Annotated in this window: 15 protein-coding genes; 6 read left to right on the top strand and 9 right to left on the bottom strand. The window is 67.4% G+C overall.

Features of this window, described 5'->3' with window-relative positions; genetic code table 11:
* Window positions 1-95 precede the first annotated feature (95 nt).
* Window positions 96-1,085 carry a glycosyltransferase family 9 protein gene (locus ACQY68_RS05115; protein WP_428151975.1) on the bottom strand — a complete coding sequence of 330 codons (990 nt, stop codon included), beginning with the start codon at window positions 1,083-1,085 and terminating at the stop codon, window positions 96-98.
* A gap of 83 nt (window positions 1,086-1,168) precedes the next feature.
* On the opposite strand from ACQY68_RS05115, the gene ACQY68_RS05110 reads away from it, so the two are divergent.
* The 4 genes from ACQY68_RS05110 to ACQY68_RS05095 all read left to right on the top strand — a co-directional run bounded on the left by ACQY68_RS05110 (window position 1,169) and on the right by ACQY68_RS05095 (window position 4,387).
* Window positions 1,169-1,948 (top strand): YgfZ/GcvT domain-containing protein, encoded by a 780-nt coding sequence (locus tag ACQY68_RS05110; RefSeq protein WP_428152592.1) that lies wholly within the window; start codon window positions 1,169-1,171, stop codon window positions 1,946-1,948.
* Window positions 1,949-2,093: 145 nt separating this feature from the next.
* Window positions 2,094-3,068: a ferritin-like domain-containing protein gene (locus tag ACQY68_RS05105; protein ID WP_428151974.1), complete on the top strand. Its 975-nt coding sequence runs from the start codon at window positions 2,094-2,096 to the stop codon at window positions 3,066-3,068.
* 78 nt (window positions 3,069-3,146) lie between these two features.
* Complete coding sequence (locus ACQY68_RS05100; RefSeq protein ID WP_428151973.1) at window positions 3,147-3,731, top strand: DNA-3-methyladenine glycosylase I; 585 nt, start codon at window positions 3,147-3,149, stop codon at window positions 3,729-3,731.
* Between the two features lie 56 nt (window positions 3,732-3,787).
* Entirely contained in the window at window positions 3,788-4,387 is a 600-nt protein-coding gene (locus ACQY68_RS05095; RefSeq protein WP_428152590.1) for a ribonuclease HII, read from the top strand.
* Here the strand turns inward: ACQY68_RS05095 and ACQY68_RS05090 are convergent.
* Both ACQY68_RS05090 and ACQY68_RS05085 read right to left on the bottom strand, forming a co-directional pair.
* Window positions 4,384-4,686: a hypothetical protein gene (locus ACQY68_RS05090; protein WP_428151972.1), complete on the bottom strand. Its 303-nt coding sequence runs from the start codon at window positions 4,684-4,686 to the stop codon at window positions 4,384-4,386. The two genes, ACQY68_RS05095 and ACQY68_RS05090, sit on opposite strands and share 4 nt — an antisense overlap.
* 41 nt (window positions 4,687-4,727) lie before the next feature.
* Window positions 4,728-5,762 carry a DNA adenine methylase gene (locus ACQY68_RS05085; protein ID WP_428151971.1) on the bottom strand — a complete coding sequence of 345 codons (1,035 nt, stop codon included), beginning with the start codon at window positions 5,760-5,762 and terminating at the stop codon, window positions 4,728-4,730.
* Between the two features lie 45 nt (window positions 5,763-5,807).
* Between ACQY68_RS05085 and ACQY68_RS05080 the strand changes: the two genes are divergently transcribed.
* On the top strand, window positions 5,808-6,122 hold the full coding sequence (locus ACQY68_RS05080) for a hypothetical protein (RefSeq protein WP_428151970.1): 315 nt from the start codon (window positions 5,808-5,810) through the stop codon (window positions 6,120-6,122).
* 2 nt (window positions 6,123-6,124) lie between these two features.
* Here ACQY68_RS05080 and pyk read toward each other — a convergent pair whose 3' ends face one another.
* A complete protein-coding gene (pyk, locus tag ACQY68_RS05075; RefSeq protein WP_428151969.1) occupies window positions 6,125-7,558 on the bottom strand; it encodes a pyruvate kinase in 1,434 nt (477 codons plus the stop codon).
* Between the two features lie 119 nt (window positions 7,559-7,677).
* Window positions 7,678-9,438: an alkaline phosphatase family protein gene (locus ACQY68_RS05070; protein ID WP_428151968.1), complete on the bottom strand. Its 1,761-nt coding sequence runs from the start codon at window positions 9,436-9,438 to the stop codon at window positions 7,678-7,680.
* A gap of 126 nt (window positions 9,439-9,564) precedes the next feature.
* Between ACQY68_RS05070 and ACQY68_RS05065 the strand changes: the two genes are divergently transcribed.
* Window positions 9,565-9,996, top strand: a complete 432-nt coding sequence (locus ACQY68_RS05065; protein WP_428151967.1) for a c-type cytochrome — start codon at window positions 9,565-9,567, stop codon at window positions 9,994-9,996.
* 368 nt (window positions 9,997-10,364) lie between these two features.
* On the opposite strand, the gene ACQY68_RS05060 is transcribed toward ACQY68_RS05065, so the two are convergent.
* The 4 genes from ACQY68_RS05060 to ACQY68_RS05045 form a co-directional block, all read right to left on the bottom strand.
* Window positions 10,365-11,873, bottom strand: coding sequence for a UxaA family hydrolase (locus tag ACQY68_RS05060; protein WP_428151966.1), 1,509 nt, complete (start codon window positions 11,871-11,873; stop codon window positions 10,365-10,367).
* A gap of 34 nt (window positions 11,874-11,907) precedes the next feature.
* Complete coding sequence (locus ACQY68_RS05055; protein ID WP_428151965.1) at window positions 11,908-13,089, bottom strand: TMEM43 family protein; 1,182 nt, start codon at window positions 13,087-13,089, stop codon at window positions 11,908-11,910.
* 107 nt (window positions 13,090-13,196) lie between these two features.
* Complete coding sequence (locus tag ACQY68_RS05050) at window positions 13,197-14,126, bottom strand: NAD-dependent epimerase/dehydratase family protein (protein WP_428152589.1); 930 nt, start codon at window positions 14,124-14,126, stop codon at window positions 13,197-13,199.
* Window positions 14,127-14,170: 44 nt separating this feature from the next.
* A complete protein-coding gene (locus ACQY68_RS05045; protein ID WP_428151964.1) occupies window positions 14,171-15,475 on the bottom strand; it encodes a UDP-glucose dehydrogenase family protein in 1,305 nt (434 codons plus the stop codon).
* Window positions 15,476-15,544 lie beyond the last annotated feature (69 nt).

Raw genomic sequence — 15,544 nt, 5'->3', positions numbered from 1 at the left:
TTGAGTCCGGGTCCGGGGAGTCCGGATAGCCGGCGGTGACGAAAAAAGAGTCCGCTGGGTCCGGCGAGTCCGGATCATCGAGCCTTCGTCAGCGATCATACCTCAGGAATTTGGGGCGCCTCATTCGCAGGCGTCACTTTTTTCGCCAGCAGGCCACGCGCGGCGCGCAGGACCCGGTCGGCGGGCAGGCCCAGCATGTGGTGGATGGCCTGGTTCAGGCGCGGATCCACGGCCTTGAACTCCTCCAGCGAACGCTCGCCCCGGATGGAGATCCCCTGCCAGGGACCGACCAGACTGTCGTCCGAAGGGCCGAAGACGCCGACCGAGGGCACGCCCGCCGCGACCGCCAGCTGGGTCCAGAGCGAGTCGTTGCCGACATAGAGGGCGGCGCGCGACAGGGCGGCGGCGGTCTGGAGCCGGGTCAGCTTGCCCTGGAGCTCGATGACGCGGTTCCGCGGCACGGCCAGGCGGATGGTGTGGGCGGCGTCGCGATCGGCGTCCTCGCCCACGATCATCAGCCGCCCGCCCGCGAGCGGGCCGTCTTCGGCCAGAAGCGGGCCCGCCACCTTGGCGAACCGCTCGGCGGGCCAGCGCTTGCCGATCCAGTCCGCGCCGGGCCCCACCGCCAGCAGCGGGCCGGTATCGGGACCGATCAGGGCGTCGGCCGCGGCCTGGGCCTCCTCCCCGATGAAAAGACGGGGCGCGGGGATGTCATCGAGCTGGAGGATGCGGGCGGCCTGTTCGACACAGTGCAAACCCGGCAAGTCGGCGCCCCGCACGGCCCGGCGCTGGCGACGTAGCCGCTCCGAGAATTTGGTGCCGCGCATGTCGACTACGAGACCCCATTTCGTCTCGCGCAACTGGTTCCACAGGGCGATCCAGTCCCACCGACCGGTCTTGTCCAACACGATCAGGCGGCGCAGGCGCGGGGTGTCTGCGAACAGGGGGGCCGAGGCCGCCGACCCGACAATGGTGAAGTCGGCGTGCGGCACGGCGTCGACGAGGTGTGCGAGCGCGCCGGAGGACAGAACTGCAGCTTCGGCGTCAGCCTCGGCGATGTAGAGAATGGGAAAGCGGGCCGTCATGGGCGCACCCTATACGGATTCTCTCGTGGCGGGTGTGAGGCGTGGCCCTCCCCTTTTTGCCCTCCGCCCCCTATCTGACGCCCATGACCGATCGCATCGCCCGCCTCGACAGTCGCGCCCTGGTGAAGGTGAGTGGGCCGGATGCGCGGGACTTCCTGCACAATCTGCTGACGCAGGACGTGGAGACGCTGGCGCCGGGCGCCCTGCGGTTCGGAGCCCTGTTGTCGCCGCCCGGGCGGTTGCTGTTCGACCTGTTCCTGTGGGGCGAGGACGAGGGCGTGGTGCTGGACGTTGCGGCGGAAAAGCGCGACCCCCTGATCCAGCGGCTGTCGATGTACAGGCTCAGGGCGAAGGTCGATGTGGCCGCGGACGACCGGTCGGTGTTCGTCTGCTGGCCCGGCGTCATGAAGGGCTTCATCGCCGATCCGCGCACGGCGACGCTCGGCGGACGTTCGATCGGCGAACAGACGGCGGACGCGAGCGAGGACGAGTGGGACGCGCATCGGCTGGCGATCGGAGTTCCCGATCCGGCGCGGGATGTGGATGATGGGACCTATCCGATCGAGGCGAACTTCGATCTGCTGAACGGCATCGATTTCGCCAAGGGGTGTTTCGTCGGTCAGGAGACCACCTCGCGCATGAAGCGGCGCGGCGAGATCAAGAAGCGGATGTTGCCCCTGACCTTCGACGGTCCGGCGCCGGCGGTCGGGACCGAGGTGCTGAATGGAGACCTGCGCGCGGGCGAGGTTCTGACCGGGCGAGACGGCGCAGCGATGGCCCTGGTCAGGCTCGACCGGCTCGACGGAAATCTGAGTGTCGACGGCCGTACAGTCGAGGTGCGGCGTCCTGCCTTCCTGACCTGACAGGCTGGAATGCAGCGAAGGCTGAAACATTCAGTCTCGGCTAATACATTCAGAAATAAGGAAAATCCGTGGCGGGCGATGCAACCGCCATGACTGCGCCGAGTATCTCTCTCCGGAACGGGCTCACCGGACGCAGGATCATCGCATGTCTAAAAACGATCAAATCATGGACGCGCTCGATGCGCGCGTGGAACGTCGCAACGAGCGGCGCAACCTCTTCAAACTGGGCGGCGGCTTCGCCGTCGGCGCCATCGGCGGCGCCGTGCTGGGCGCCTGCTCCAGCTCCAGCGACACGGCCGTGGCCCAGAACCCGCCGGCCGGCGCGGTCAATCTGGACGTCGAAATCCTCAACTTCGCCCTGCAACTCGAATATCTGGAAGCCCAGTTCTACTCCTACGCCGCCTTCGGCACCGGCCTGCCGCAAAGCTCGCTCAGCGGCACGGGCACCCAGGGCGCCGTCATCGGCGGTCGCCAGGTCAACTTTACCGACCCTCTGGTGCGTCGTTACGCCAACGAGATCGCGAACGACGAAATCGCGCACGTCACCTTCCTGCGGACAGCCCTCGGCAGCGCCGCCGTGGCCCAGCCGGCGATCGACGTGGGCACCAGCCCCACCGGCGCCTTCTCCAATGCCGCCCGTGCGGCCGGTCTGGTCGGACCGGGTCAGGCCTTCGACCCGTACCTGAACGACAACAACTTCCTGCTCGGCGCCTTCATCTTCGAAGACGTCGGCGTCACCGCCTACAAGGGCGCGTCGCCTCTGGTGACCTCGAAGGTGTTCCTGGAAGCCGCCGCCGGTCTGCTGGCCGTCGAAGCCTATCACGCCGGTCTGGTCCGCACCGTTCTGACCGCCAAGGGTCTGGAAACGCCGACGCTGGCGATTTCGAACGCCCGCGACAGCCTGGACGGCGCCTCGGACCTCGACCAGGGCATCACCGCCACGGGCACCGGCAACGCCGCGGCGTCGAACATCGTCCCGACCGACGCCAACGGTCTGGCTTACAGCCGCAGCGTCGGCCAGGTGCTGAACATCGTCTATCTGAATGCCGTGGCGGGCACGACCGCCGGCGGCTTCTTCCCGTCCGGCCTGAACGGCCCGGCCGCGTTCCGCACCACCTGATCGCTGTCACGACCACGAGAGCCCGTCTGCGGAAACGCAGGCGGGCTTTCGCTTGTCCGCAGCATGGTAGGCTGGGGCATGACCGAATCTATCGGACGCTGCGCCTGGTGCGGGACCGACCCGCTCTATGTCGACTATCACGACACCGAATGGGGCGTGCCCGAGTATGACGCCCGCGCCCTGTGGGAGAAGCTGGTGCTGGACGGGTTTCAGGCCGGTCTGGCGTGGATCACCATTCTGAGAAAGCGCGACAGCCTGCGCGCCGCCTTCGCCGGGTTCGATCCGGACGTGGTGGCAAGGTTCGACGACGCGGATCGTGAACGACTGATGGCCGATCCGGGCATCATCCGCTCGCGCGCCAAGATCGAGGCCGCAATCCGGGGAGCCCAGATCTTCGTCGAGATGCGCGACAATGGCGAGGATTTCTCCGCCTGGCTGTGGTCGTTCGTGGACGGTCAGCCGGTGCAGGGCGAGCGGGTCGGCGGGGACATTCCGACGCAGACCGACGCCTCGGTCGCAATGGCGAAGGCCCTCAAGAAGCGCGGCTTCAACTTCTGCGGCCCGGTGATCGTCTATGCCTTCATGCAGGCGACGGGCATGGTGAACGATCACGTCGCCGGGTGCTTCCGCTGCGAGGAGGTCCGGGCTATGGGCGCGTCGTGACCGGCAAGACGACAACGAAGAGGACGGCCCCGAAGGTCGCAAAGGCGTTCCCGACACTGGCGCTCGAGACCCTGCTGGCCGAGCGGGTGGGCGGTCTGGTGTGCGGCGTGGACGAGGCCGGGCGTGGGCCGTGGGCCGGGCCGGTATCGGCGGGGGCGGTGATCCTGAGCGCCGACAATATTCCCGAGGGCATCGACGACTCCAAGGCGCTGACGGCGGGACGGCGCGAGTCTCTGGCGGTCGAGATCAAGCGCTGCGCGGTGGCCTGGGGCGTCGGGTTCGCCTCCCCCGAAGAGATCGAGGACCTGAACATCCTGCAGGCCACGGGCCTGGCCATGTGCAGGGCGATCGAGGCCCTGTCCGTCCAGCCGAAGGCGGCGCTGGTCGACGGCAACTACCGGTTCAAACTGCCCTGCGACGTGGAGACGGCGGTCGGCGGCGACGGACTGTCATTGTCGATCGCGGCGGCGTCGATCCTGGCCAAGACGGCGCGGGACCGGATAATGATCGAAATGGACGCCGAGTACCCCGGCTACGGCTTCGCCTCGCACAAGGGCTATAACGCGCCGATCCATCAGGCGGCGCTGAAGGCGATGGGCCCCTGCCCCATCCACCGGCGCAGCTGGGCGCCGATCAGGGCGCTGCTGGACGCCTAGACGCTCATCATCCCGCCGAGCAGGGCGCCCATGAGCGCCGCGACGACGCAACCGACGGCTACGACGATCCAGCGCGGCAGCGGCTCCATCTCCGTCGGCTGGATGCCGAAGGTCGTCGGGGCGATGGCGTCGGCGCGGGAGAGGAAATCGTTGGCCCTCACGTCATTGGCGGGGCGGCTGTCGAACCGGGTCGCGGCAGGCGTTCGCCAGGCGGCGGTCTGATAGGCGTTGAGGGCGTCGCGAACGCCGCCGGGACGCATGCGAGGGCCTTGGCCTTGGGTCACGATCAGCTCTTCCATGCCGCTTTAACGACACAATGAGCGCCGTGTTCCCGGAACCGTCAAGCTGCGATGGCGACGGGTCGGTCGGTGACCACGAACAGGTATTCGACGTTGCGCAGACGCCCCACCGCCCCGACCTTCTCGCCCCTGGGATTATGGATGCCGATCCGGGCGCCGACGTAGCGCGGACGCGGGATTTCGACGACCTGGACGTGGCCGCGCGCCGACAGCATCTCGACCAGCTGATCGCGGCTCAGATAGCCCTCGTCGTTGAAGGAGACGATCAGGTTGGGCGCGCGGATGGCCTCGATCACCGCCTGCAGCGCCGGGCCGATGCCGGGGCGGGAGTTGAAGGCGCTCTTTCGCGTCTTCACGTCGATCCGCTTGTTGGCGACGCCGTAGGTCTCGGGCCTGTCCCACAGGATCAGGCTTTCCCAGACATGGTAGTTCCCGAGGTAGGAATGCTGGTTGTACGGCGGGTCGAGGTAGACGAGGTCGCCGTCGAAGGCGGCCGCCGTCTCCAGCGCGTCGGCCCGGGTCGCGCGGCACGGCCCGGAGGCGACGGCCGGATGCAGCGCCGGCATCCTCAGTTCGAGCGGCTTCAGGGCCCGCGCGGCCCATTGCTTCATGTAGGCCATCTGCAGGCCGGCCGTGGAGTCCACCCGGTCGGCGGCCTCCATCAGACTGACGAGGGCGATGGCCTCGAGTTCCGGCTCCAGACCCATGGTCTCGATCCGGTCGCGCATGGCGTCGATGCGGGCGCCGTTCTCGGGTGTGAAATAACGGGCGTCTTCGCAAAAGGCCTGCGTGAACCAGCCGGGCGAGGCAGGCGTGGCGGACAAGTCGGCGAGGACCGCGGCGGCCTGATCGGCCCAGCGGTCCAGATCGGCCTGTACATAAGCTGTAGCAAGGGCGTGGGCGTATGCGTTGTGGTCGTTAGACCAAACTCGAAAGCCTTCTCCTTTTAACGCGTGGCCAACCCGTGAAGTCCCGGAGAACAGGTCGCAGACGTATCCCGCTTCCGGCAGCTGCGATGCAACCGAAGCGATAATGTGATTGAGCAACGCTCGCTTTGACCCAATATACTTAATCATCGCTGCCTCCGAGATAGAGGGTCAGCTAATTCGGGGAGAACACCAATGCGCCGCATCAATTATAGTCGGCTTCAGCAGGCCGACCTTGCGCTACTCGCTATGCAAATTGCTGCTTCAAAAGGGGGCTCAGTGATGACATCGGATTTGAAGGAATTGCTCGTGCAAAAATTCAAACCGACAGGGATGGATGCCGCAACCAACGCGAACTGGCAGATGAATTTCGAGCAAGTTGTTGGCAACTTGATTTCAAATCGCGGGATGCCAAACAGCATGTTTAACAAGGGCTACGCGACCCGCATCGTTGGCGGCTTTGAACTAACCGCACTTGGCCAAACTTTCGTGGAAAGTGCTCCGCATTAACCTCAGCGCTTCGTCTTCTTGGCCGGAGCATGCGCCAGTCGCAGGAGATTCGCAGCCCCCGGAGCGCCGAACGGCGTACCCGCAAGGATCAGGATCCGCTGGCCGGGTTCGGCGAGGCCGTACTCCATGGCCGAGTTGACCGCGTCGTCGGTGACGTCCTCGAGGCTGGTCGGTTCCTTGCCGAGGCGCGGCTCCAGTCCCCAGACGAGGGCGAGGCGGCGGGCGGTCTCAGGCTTGGGCGTCAGGGCGAGGACGGGCTGAAGCGGACGTTCGCGCGACATTCGGCGCGCGGTGCCGCCGAGGGTCGTGAAGACGACGATGCAGGCGGTGGACTGGGCCTCGCCGGCCTTGCGGGCGGCGGCGACCAGGGCGTCGGCGTCGAAGTCGTTCATGCCGGCGTGTTCGGCGTCCATCAGGCTGGGCCACAGGGGGTCGGCTTCGACCCGCTCCATGATCCGGTTCATGATGCCCACGGACTCCAGCGGATAGTCGCCCGACGCCGTCTCGGCCGACAGCATCAGGGCGTCGGCGCCTTCGTAGACCGCATTGGCGACGTCGGAGGCCTCGGCCCGTGTCGGGGCGGGGGACGAGGTCATCGACTCCAGCATCTGGGTCGCGACGATCACCGGCACGCCGCGCTGACGGGCGGCGCGAATGATGCGCTTCTGGGCGACGGGGACCTCCTCGGCCGGCATTTCCACGCCGAGATCGCCGCGCGCGACCATGACGCCGTCGCAGTAGTCGAGAATGCTGTCGAGCGCGTCGAGCGCCTGGGGCTTCTCGATCTTGGCCAGGCAGGCGGCGCGGCCTTTCACGATCTGCTTCAGCTCGGCCATATCCTCGGCCTTCTGCACGAAGCTGAGGGCGACCCAGTCGACCCCGATGCGCAGGGCGAAGTTCAGGTCCTCGCGGTCCTTGGGCGTCAGGGCCGAGACCGGGATGATGGCCTCGGGCACGGCGACGCCCTTGCGGTCGCTGAGTTTCGAGCCGCTCTCCACCGTCACATCGGCCCACTCGTCGGAGCGCTTGCCGACGCGCAGACGCACCCGGCCGTCGTCGAGCAGCAGCAGCATGCCCTCGCGCAAAGCCTTGAAGATTTCCGGGTGCGGCATCTGCACCCGCGTCTCGTCGCCCGGTGTGGGGTCGAGGTCGAAACGCATCCTGTGACCCGGCTTCACCGCGATCTCGACATTGGCGAAGCGGCCGAGACGGAGCTTCGGACCCTGCAGGTCGGCGAGAACGCCCAGCGGACGTTGCAGCGCCAGCTCGGCGCCGCGCACGGCCTTCAGATTGGCGGCGTGATCCTCATGAGAGCCATGGGAGAAGTTCAGGCGGAAGACATCGACCCCGGCCTCGGCCAGCGCCTTGACCATGCCGGGAGCCCGGCTGGCCGGTCCCAGCGTCGCGACGATGCGCGCGCGGCGTGCTCTGTTCATGGTGGTCCCGTTGGCCGGTCGCGTTTCCCTGACGCCGTTGTGCCACGAAACGCGCGCGGGGGAAGGACGGCTCGGTCCGGGGAAACCAGAAGTGAGTCTCTGTTACGCGACGCCGCGCCTCAGAAACCCAGGCTGCGGGCGAGGCGCGAAAGGACGTCGGAGCGCGTGGGGTCGGCGGCGGCGACTTCGGGGACGGGTGCCGGTGCGGGCTCGGCGGAAGTCTCGGCGGGGCAGTCGCCCGCGCCGTAGACGCGCAGGTCCAGGCAGCGGCCTTCGATCGTGTCGGCAGGCTTCAGACCCATCAGGTTGGCCAGGGACGGGGCGATGTCGACCGTGCGGATCTGCCAGAACCGCTCCTGGCCCGGACCTTGGGGACGCCAGAAGACGATGGGGACGCGGCGGTCGTAGTCCCAGACCGAGCCGTGGCTGGCGATCGCGCCGCCCGGGCGCGTATGGCCCGTCAGATAGGGTCCGTAGGCGATCATGATGTCGGCCCCGGAATCGGCCACGGTGCTGAGGCGCAGGCGCTCGCGCACCGTCAGGGCCTCCGGCTCGACGTCGCGGCCCGGCATGGGGTCGGCCAGCAGGTCGTCGGTGGCGACGGCCAGGCTGATGGTCGGCTCTTTGTTCAGCAGGGCGACGGCGCGGGCGATGATGGGGTCGCGTTGGGATCGGGGCAGCAGAACGTGGCTCGCGTCGGCGACGATCAGACCCGTCAGGCCATTCTGCAGCGGCGCATACATCAGGCCGAACTCGGTCTGCAGACGCTGGTTGATGCGCGGCAGCAACTCGCGGTCGTAGCGCCCGGCGGGGGCCCCGCGTTCAGCCATCCGCTCCGGAGAGTCCGAGCCGCCATGGTCGGCGGTCAGGACCACGATGGCGCCAGGGACAGCCGCGACCTTGTCGAGGAAGGCGCCGAGCGCCTCGTCCATGCGCAGCAGTTGTTCGCACATCTCCGGCCCTTGTGTGCCGTAGTCATGGCCGATCTTGTCCGTGCCCGACAGGCTGACGCCGAGCATGTCGGTGACGCCGCGTCGGCCCAGCTGCTGACGCTCGAGAAGGTCGGTCGCAGCCAGCAGGGTCGTCTCGTCGAGCGCGGGCGAATCTTCGAGGGTGTAGTGCTCGGGCGGCAGGTCAGCATGCAACACCTCGCCGTAGAGCGAGCTTTCCGCCGCGAGCGGCCGACAGATATCGTGCTGATAGGTCCAGCTTCCGACCGGGTCGGCGGCGTAGCGGGTGCGATAGGCGGCGTTGAATGCCGCCACCGGCGCGAGGCGATCCTCCGCCGTCTGACCGGGCTCGACGTAGGTCGTCAGACCGAAGCCTTCCAGAATCCAGTAGGCGCCGTCGGGCCGGTGACCGGCCAGATTGATGGCGCCGCGATCCTTGCCGGACACCGAATAGACGCGGCTCTGCGGGCTGACCGCCTTGAGCCAGTCGGGCAGGATGGTGACGCGGATCTTGTCGGGGCCGACCCGGCCGTTCTCGCCCTCGCCGCCGTCGGCGAGCGTGTTCTGCGGCGCGGCCAGACAATAGACTTCCTGCCCCGTAACCGGATCGATCCACTCGTTCGAGGGAATGCCCGTGGTCGTCGGGAAGGCGCCGCTGAGCACGGTGGAGTGGCCCGGGCAGGTCTTGGTGATGCCCTGGGCCTGGTAGCCGTTGGCGTAGACCAGACCGCCGTCGATCAGGGTGCGCATGCCGCCGGTGAACCGGCTGCGATACTGGTTGAACAGGTTGGCGCTGAACTGGTCGACCACGATGGTGACGACGAGGGCCGGAGGCTGGGCCGCATCCCGGGCGACCTGGGCCTGAGCCGCGAGCGGCGACAGCAGGGCGGCCGCGAGTGACACGGCGAGCGGGGCGGGCAGTCGGGACATCAGGGCACCGTGGTGGTTCAGGTCGCCCCGCTTAGACGTGCTTCGTTACGTCTCCAAGACGGGCGTCGCATCGCGTTGACAGAGGCGCGGGCCGGGGCCTAGGTCCGGGACGAAACGGGGGCCTCCATGACGACGCTGAAAGTCCTGACCTTGCTTGGCGCGAGCCTGCTGGCGGCCTGTTCCGGCGAGCCGCCGCGGCCGGACAAGCCCGAGGCGCCGGTCGTTCAGGTCGCCGACGTGACCCAGCTGACCGGCGACGTCGAGGCAGGGCGGGTCGGCTTCGGCCAGTGCCGCAGCTGTCACACGGTCGAGGCCGGTGTGAACCGGGTCGGGCCGAGCCTGCACGGGGTAGTCGGACGGCCGGTCGGGCATGAACCCGACTATCGCTACAGCACGGCGATGGCGGCGGCGGGCGGAACCTGGGACGAGCAGCGGCTGTACGACTTCCTGGAGAAGCCGCGGGAACACATCGTCGGCACCAAGATGACCTTCCCCGGCATCAAGGACGGCCAGCGCCGGGCGGACATCATCGCCTGGCTGAAGACGCAGGCAGGCTGAAACGTCGGAGCTGTCCCCTCTCCGTGCACCCCGGCGAAGGCCGGGGTGCAGACCACGGATTCAGGCGGCCGGGATGACGGACCGGTCCCGCTGATGAGGCCATCTCCTTCGCCGGGGCTCACGGAGTGGGGGAGCGAATTCCTGTCGAAGATAAAAATCTGTTCGACTCTCCGAAACACGGCCCCGCCTGCCCCAGCGGCCTGTTTCGCCTGTTGAATGCGCCTTGGTCTCCGGTGGGCGTATAATGATCCCCACGGTTCGCGGAGAGTGCGGACATCGAAACGTTTCGTCCGTTTGGTCGCGTTTCGTCCTGTTTCGTCACGTTGCATTTCGACATGACGAAACGGACGAACGGAAGCGACAGCGACCTACATCGTCGCGCCGAGGCGCCAGGGCTGGATCTCGTCCTCGCCGAAGCCGAGGGCTTCGGAGGCCGTGACCTTTCCCGACGCCGTGGCGAGGATGGTCTCGAAGATCTCGGCGCCCAGGTCGTCCAGCGACAGTCCCTCGTCCAGCACCCGGCCACAGTCGATGTCGATATCGTCGGGCATCCGACGAGCCAGCGCCGAGTTGGTCGCCAACTTCAGGCTCGGCGCGGGCTTCGCGCCGAATACCGAACCCCGACCCGTGGTGAAGCAGATCATCGTCGCCCCGCCCGCAATCTGGCCCGTGGCCGAGACGGGGTCGTAGCCGGGGGTGTCCATGAAGACGAGACCGTGAGCCGTCACCGGCTCGGCGTATTCGTAGACGGCAGACAAAGGCGCAGAGCCGGCCTTGGCCACGGCGCCGAGCGATTTCTCCAGAATGGTCGTCAGGCCGCCCGCCTTGTTGCCGGCCGAGGGATTGTTGTCGAGCGAGCCGCCGGTGGTCTCGACGTGCTTCTCCCACCAGGCGATGCGGCTCATGAGTTTGGCCGCGACCTCGGGCGAGGCGCGGCCGGTCAGCAGGTGTTCGGCGCCGTAGATCTCGGGCGTCTCAGACAGGATGGCCGTGCCGCCCTGGGCGACGATCAGGTCGACGGCGCGACCCAGAGCCGGGTTGGCGGTCATGCCGGAATAGCCGTCGGAACCGCCGCATTGCAGGCCCACGACCAGTTTCGACACCGACTGCGGCGTGCGTTTCAGGGAGGCGGCGCGATCGACCATCTCCATCAGGCGATCGACGCCCTGCTGGATAGTGGAGGCGGCGCCGCCCTCGTCCTGAATGGCCATGACACCCAGGTCGGCCGAGCCGGACATCTGTTCGGCCTCCATCAGGCTGGAGATCTGGTTGGTCTCGCAGCCGAGACCCAGCATCAGGACGCCGGCGACATTGGGGTGACGCGCATAGCCCGACAGGGTCCGGCGCAGCATGTCCATGGCCTCGCCCTCCGACGCCATGCCACAGCCCGAGCCGTGGGTGATGGCGACGACGCCGTCGATGTGCGGATGGCGGTCGCCGAGGCGGGCCTCGACCTCGCGGGCAATGCGGCGGGCGACCATGGCCGAACAGTTCACCGAGGTGACCACCGCCAGATAGTTGCGGGTCCCCACACGGCCGTCGGCGCGCAGGTAGCCGTCGAAGGTGCGAGGCTCCGTCGCGACTGATTGGACCCCGGCTTTGATACCGGTGTCAGCGCGAGCCGAAATATCGCCGACGCCGAGGTTGTGGACATGCACCCAGTCGCCGGGTGCGATGGCTTCGGAGGCGGCGCCGATGACCTGACCGTATTTGCGGACCTGGCCGCCGACGGCGACGGGCTTCAGCGCGATCTTGTGTCCGGCGGGGACATCGGTCGTGGCGGTGACGCCATCGACGGTCTCTCCAGCGGTCAAGAGACGGACGGCGACGGCGACATCGTCGTCAGGGTGGAGACGGAGAATGGACGGGGAGGACATGGCCCTCCCCGCCTAGCATGCCGTGAAGGAAACGTCAGGCCGCTGCGGCTTCCGCCGCCAGCTTCTTCTTCGAACGCCCCCGGCCGACCCGGTAGACGGCGAAGGCGATGGCGCCGCCGACGGCCAGGATGATGATCGTGGTGATCGGACGGAAGGCCAGCCAGGCCAGGGCAATGGTCACCGTGCCCACGATCAGGCCCAGAACGAAGCCGATCAGACCCGTGCCCATGCGGACGATCGTACCCGCCAGAGGCAGGACGTCGGCCAGCACGCCCAGAGGCGCCATGATCAGTCCGAAACCGACCATCAGCAGGACCATGCCGACGATGCGGATGATCCAGGCGATCATGTTGTTGGCTTCCTGGGCCGACTGGAACATGTCGGCGGCGGGCGTGTCGCCGTCGGCGACCAGCAGGAACTCCGAACCGTTGCGGGCGCGGTAGTCGAGGAAGTTGTCGCCGTTCTGACGGGCGACGACGCTGATCTCCGAGGCCGGCGTGACCTCGTAGGACACGCGGGTATCGCCGACGACCGGAGCCTGCGGATTGGCGCCGAAGAAGATCGTGCCCTGCGACACCGTGTGATCGATGCCCTCGCCTACGGCCGCGTCGATGGCTTCGCTCTGCTCGGTCAGGTTCAGCGCCGTGGCGCCGCCGACCTGGCTGAGGACGTTCTCTTCCAGCTGATAGTCGCCGAGCGTCGCATCGGTCGCATAGACGTCGGCGCTCTCGATCGACATCTCCGGGTTCTCGTGGCCGGCCGGGCTGTTGAAGGCGCTGGAGTCGATCGGGGTCGAGGACCAGACCTTGGTGTAGGTGTAGGTGGTGACCGTCTCCTCGCCGCCGCCCAGCTTGGTGCGGCTCTCGGACTTCGACTCTTCCTGCCACTGATACATCTCGGCCGCGCGCGCCAGCTTCACGCCGGCTGCGGTGACGCCGTACTGATTGTCCTCCAGTGGCGCGGTGACCGCGACCTGGCCGGTGACGTGGATCAGTTTCTGGTCGTTGGCGGGGTCGATCGGAGACACGGGCGCCTCAATGACGGCGCCAGCGCCCTCGGTCAGGCCGCGTGCGGTCTTGACGGCGTTGCCCTCGTTCCAGGCCAGGCCCCAGACGCAGGCGAAGATCAGGACGATACCAACGAGCACGCCGGAGAAGGCGCCTCCGATGCGGCTGAACCAGCCCTTGCTGGTTGTGACTGTGACTTGATCCGGCATGTGCGCCCCCCACGAGCAATCCGGTCGAATCCGACCGTAGGGGCGCAGATATAGCACCGCTTCGTCAGTGCGATAGCGTTGGTCGGCTTACGGAAGCTGACGGAGCCTCAGATCCCGCGCCAGTCCCGCCACCAGGTCACGAACCGGCCCAGGCCCTCGGCCAGGGCGACCCTGGGCGCGTAGCCAGTCAGGGCATTGAGCTTGGAGACATCGGCGTAGGTGGCGGTGACGTCGCCTGCCTGCATCGGCCGCATGATCTTGACCGCCTCGCGCCCCAGCGCGGCCTCGAGCGTGGAGATCATCTCCATCAGGCCGACCGGGCTGGAGTCGCCGATGTTGTAGACCTCGTGCCCGCCGCGGGCCGGCGGCTTGTCGAGCACGCCGACGATTCCGTCGACGATGTCGTCCACGAAGGTGAAGTCGCGCGCCATCTTCCCCTCGCCGTAGACCTCGATCGGGTCGCCCCGCATGATCTTCTCGGTGAAGCTGAAGTAGGCCATGTCCGGCCGGCCCATCGGCCCATAGACGGTGAAGAAGCGCAGGCCCGACTGGGGGAAACCGTAGAGCGAGGCGTAGCTCTGGCTGATCAGTTCGCAGGACCGTTTGGTGGCGGCGTAGAGGGAGACCGGGCTGACCGTCGGATCGTCCTCGCGGAAGCCCTGCCCCGCCAGCGGCCGGTCGCCGTAGACCGAACTGGAGGAGGCGTAGACCAGATGCTCGACGCCGTTGTGGCGGCAGGCTTCGAGGAGCGACAGATGACCCTGAAGGTTCGAGCGCTGGTAGGCGAAGGGGTTCTCGATCGAGTAGCGAACCCCCGCCTGAGCGGCGAGATGAACGACCCGCTTCGCGCCCGAAGACCGGACCAACTCATGCATAGCCTCAGCGTCGGCGATGTCGGCGCGGACCATGCGGAAGGCGGGATGCGCGGCCAGCCGCTCGGCTCGCAGCTCCTTGAGAGCCACGTCGTAGTAGGCGTTGAAGTCGTCGACGCCGATCACCGTCTCGCCGCGCTGAAGCAGGCGTTCGGCGACGTGCATGCCGACGAATCCGGCGGCGCCCGTGACGATGACGGTCACGGCGCTCAGCCCCGGCCGATGCTGGTGTAGGCGAAGCCGCGGGCGCGCATTTCCGCCGGGCGATAAACGTTCCTCAGATCGACGATGACCGGCGCGCGGGCCAGAAGCTTGATCCGATCCAGATCGAGAGCGCGGAACTGGTCCCACTCGGTCAGGATCAGGATCGCGTCGGCATCCTCGATCGCGCTGTAGGCATCGGCGCGATAGTCGACGTCGGGCAAAAGCTTTTGCGCCTCGTGCATGCTCTCGGGATCATAGGCCTGTACCTTCACCCCGGCGGCGATCAGGGCCGGGACGATGTCGAGGCTCGGCGCGTCGCGCATGTCGTCGGTGTTGGGCTTGAACGCCAGGCCCAGGATGCCGACCGTCTTGCCCGCGCCGGAACCGCCCAGGGCAGCGATGACCCGATCGGCCATGGCCTTCTTGCGGGCGTCGTTGACCTCGACCGTCGTCTCCACCAGCCGGACCGGCGTGCCGTACTGCTGGGCCGTGCGTACCAGGGCGACCGTGTCCTTGGGGAAACAGGAGCCGCCGTAGCCGGGGCCGGCGTTCAGGAATTTCGAGCCGATCCGGCCGTCCAGACCGATACCCTTGGCCACCTGCTGCACATCTGCGCCGACCTGTTCGCACAGGTCCGCGATCTCGTTGATGAAGGTGATCTTCAAGGCCAGGAAGGCGTTCCCGGCGTACTTGATCAGCTCCGACGTCCGGCGCGACGTGTAGATGACGGGGAAGTCGTTGAGGCTCAGCGGGCGATAGACCTCGGCCATGACGGCCTTGGCGCGGTCGTCGTCCGTCCCGACCACGACGCGGTCCGGGCGTTTGAAGTCCTCGATCGCGGCGCCTTCGCGCAGGAATTCGGGGTTGGAGACCACGGCGAAATCGGCGGCCGGATTGACGCGGCGGATGATGGCCTCGACCTCGTCGCCGGTGCCGACCGGCACGGTCGACTTGTTGACCACGACGGTGAAGCCTTCGACCAGTCCGGCGATCTCTTCGGCGGCCGAATAGACGTAGGACAGGTCGGCGTGGCCGTCGCCGCGACGGGTCGGGGTACCCACCGCGATGAAGATGACATCGGCCGAACGAATGGCCTCGGCGCCGTCCAGGGTAAAGCTGAGGCGGCCGGCCTTGACGTTGTCGGCAACCAGAGCTTCCAGACCAGGCTCGAAGATCGGAATCTCCCCCCGGTTCAGGCGTTCGATCTTGGAGGGGTCCTTGTCGACGCAGACGACCGTGTGGCCGAAGTCGGCGAAGCAGGCGCCCGACACCAGACCCACATAGCCGGTGCCAATCATCGTCACGCGCATCGAATTCTCCCCCGGCGACAGGTCGCCAGCTCTACCAAAGCAAATGGTGCGGCGCAAAACGTCGTCGTC

This window comes from Brevundimonas sp., assembly GCF_965278935.1.
GTDB lineage: Bacteria > Pseudomonadota > Alphaproteobacteria > Caulobacterales > Caulobacteraceae > Brevundimonas.
This window is presented reverse-complemented; position numbering and strand designations above follow the sequence as displayed.

Bases quoted from the DNA above. Each gene is read 5' to 3' on its own strand.
- ACQY68_RS05115 (WP_428151975.1), bottom strand. From the start codon at position 1,085: ATGACGGCCCGCTTTCCCATTCTCTACATCGCCGAGGCTGACGCCGAA.
- ACQY68_RS05110 (WP_428152592.1), top strand. From the start codon at position 1,169: ATGACCGATCGCATCGCCCGCCTCGACAGTCGCGCCCTGGTGAAGGTG.
- ACQY68_RS05105 (WP_428151974.1), top strand. From the start codon at position 2,094: ATGTCTAAAAACGATCAAATCATGGACGCGCTCGATGCGCGCGTGGAA.
- ACQY68_RS05100 (WP_428151973.1), top strand. From the start codon at position 3,147: ATGACCGAATCTATCGGACGCTGCGCCTGGTGCGGGACCGACCCGCTC.
- ACQY68_RS05090 (WP_428151972.1), bottom strand. From the start codon at position 4,686: ATGGAAGAGCTGATCGTGACCCAAGGCCAAGGCCCTCGCATGCGTCCC.
- ACQY68_RS05085 (WP_428151971.1), bottom strand. From the start codon at position 5,762: ATGATTAAGTATATTGGGTCAAAGCGAGCGTTGCTCAATCACATTATC.
- ACQY68_RS05080 (WP_428151970.1), top strand. From the start codon at position 5,808: ATGCGCCGCATCAATTATAGTCGGCTTCAGCAGGCCGACCTTGCGCTA.
- pyk (WP_428151969.1), bottom strand. From the start codon at position 7,558: ATGAACAGAGCACGCCGCGCGCGCATCGTCGCGACGCTGGGACCGGCC.
- ACQY68_RS05070 (WP_428151968.1), bottom strand. From the start codon at position 9,438: ATGTCCCGACTGCCCGCCCCGCTCGCCGTGTCACTCGCGGCCGCCCTG.
- ACQY68_RS05065 (WP_428151967.1), top strand. From the start codon at position 9,565: ATGACGACGCTGAAAGTCCTGACCTTGCTTGGCGCGAGCCTGCTGGCG.
- ACQY68_RS05060 (WP_428151966.1), bottom strand. From the start codon at position 11,873: ATGTCCTCCCCGTCCATTCTCCGTCTCCACCCTGACGACGATGTCGCC.
- ACQY68_RS05055 (WP_428151965.1), bottom strand. From the start codon at position 13,089: ATGCCGGATCAAGTCACAGTCACAACCAGCAAGGGCTGGTTCAGCCGC.
- ACQY68_RS05050 (WP_428152589.1), bottom strand. From the start codon at position 14,126: ATGCACGTCGCCGAACGCCTGCTTCAGCGCGGCGAGACGGTGATCGGC.
- ACQY68_RS05045 (WP_428151964.1), bottom strand. From the start codon at position 15,475: ATGCGCGTGACGATGATTGGCACCGGCTATGTGGGTCTGGTGTCGGGC.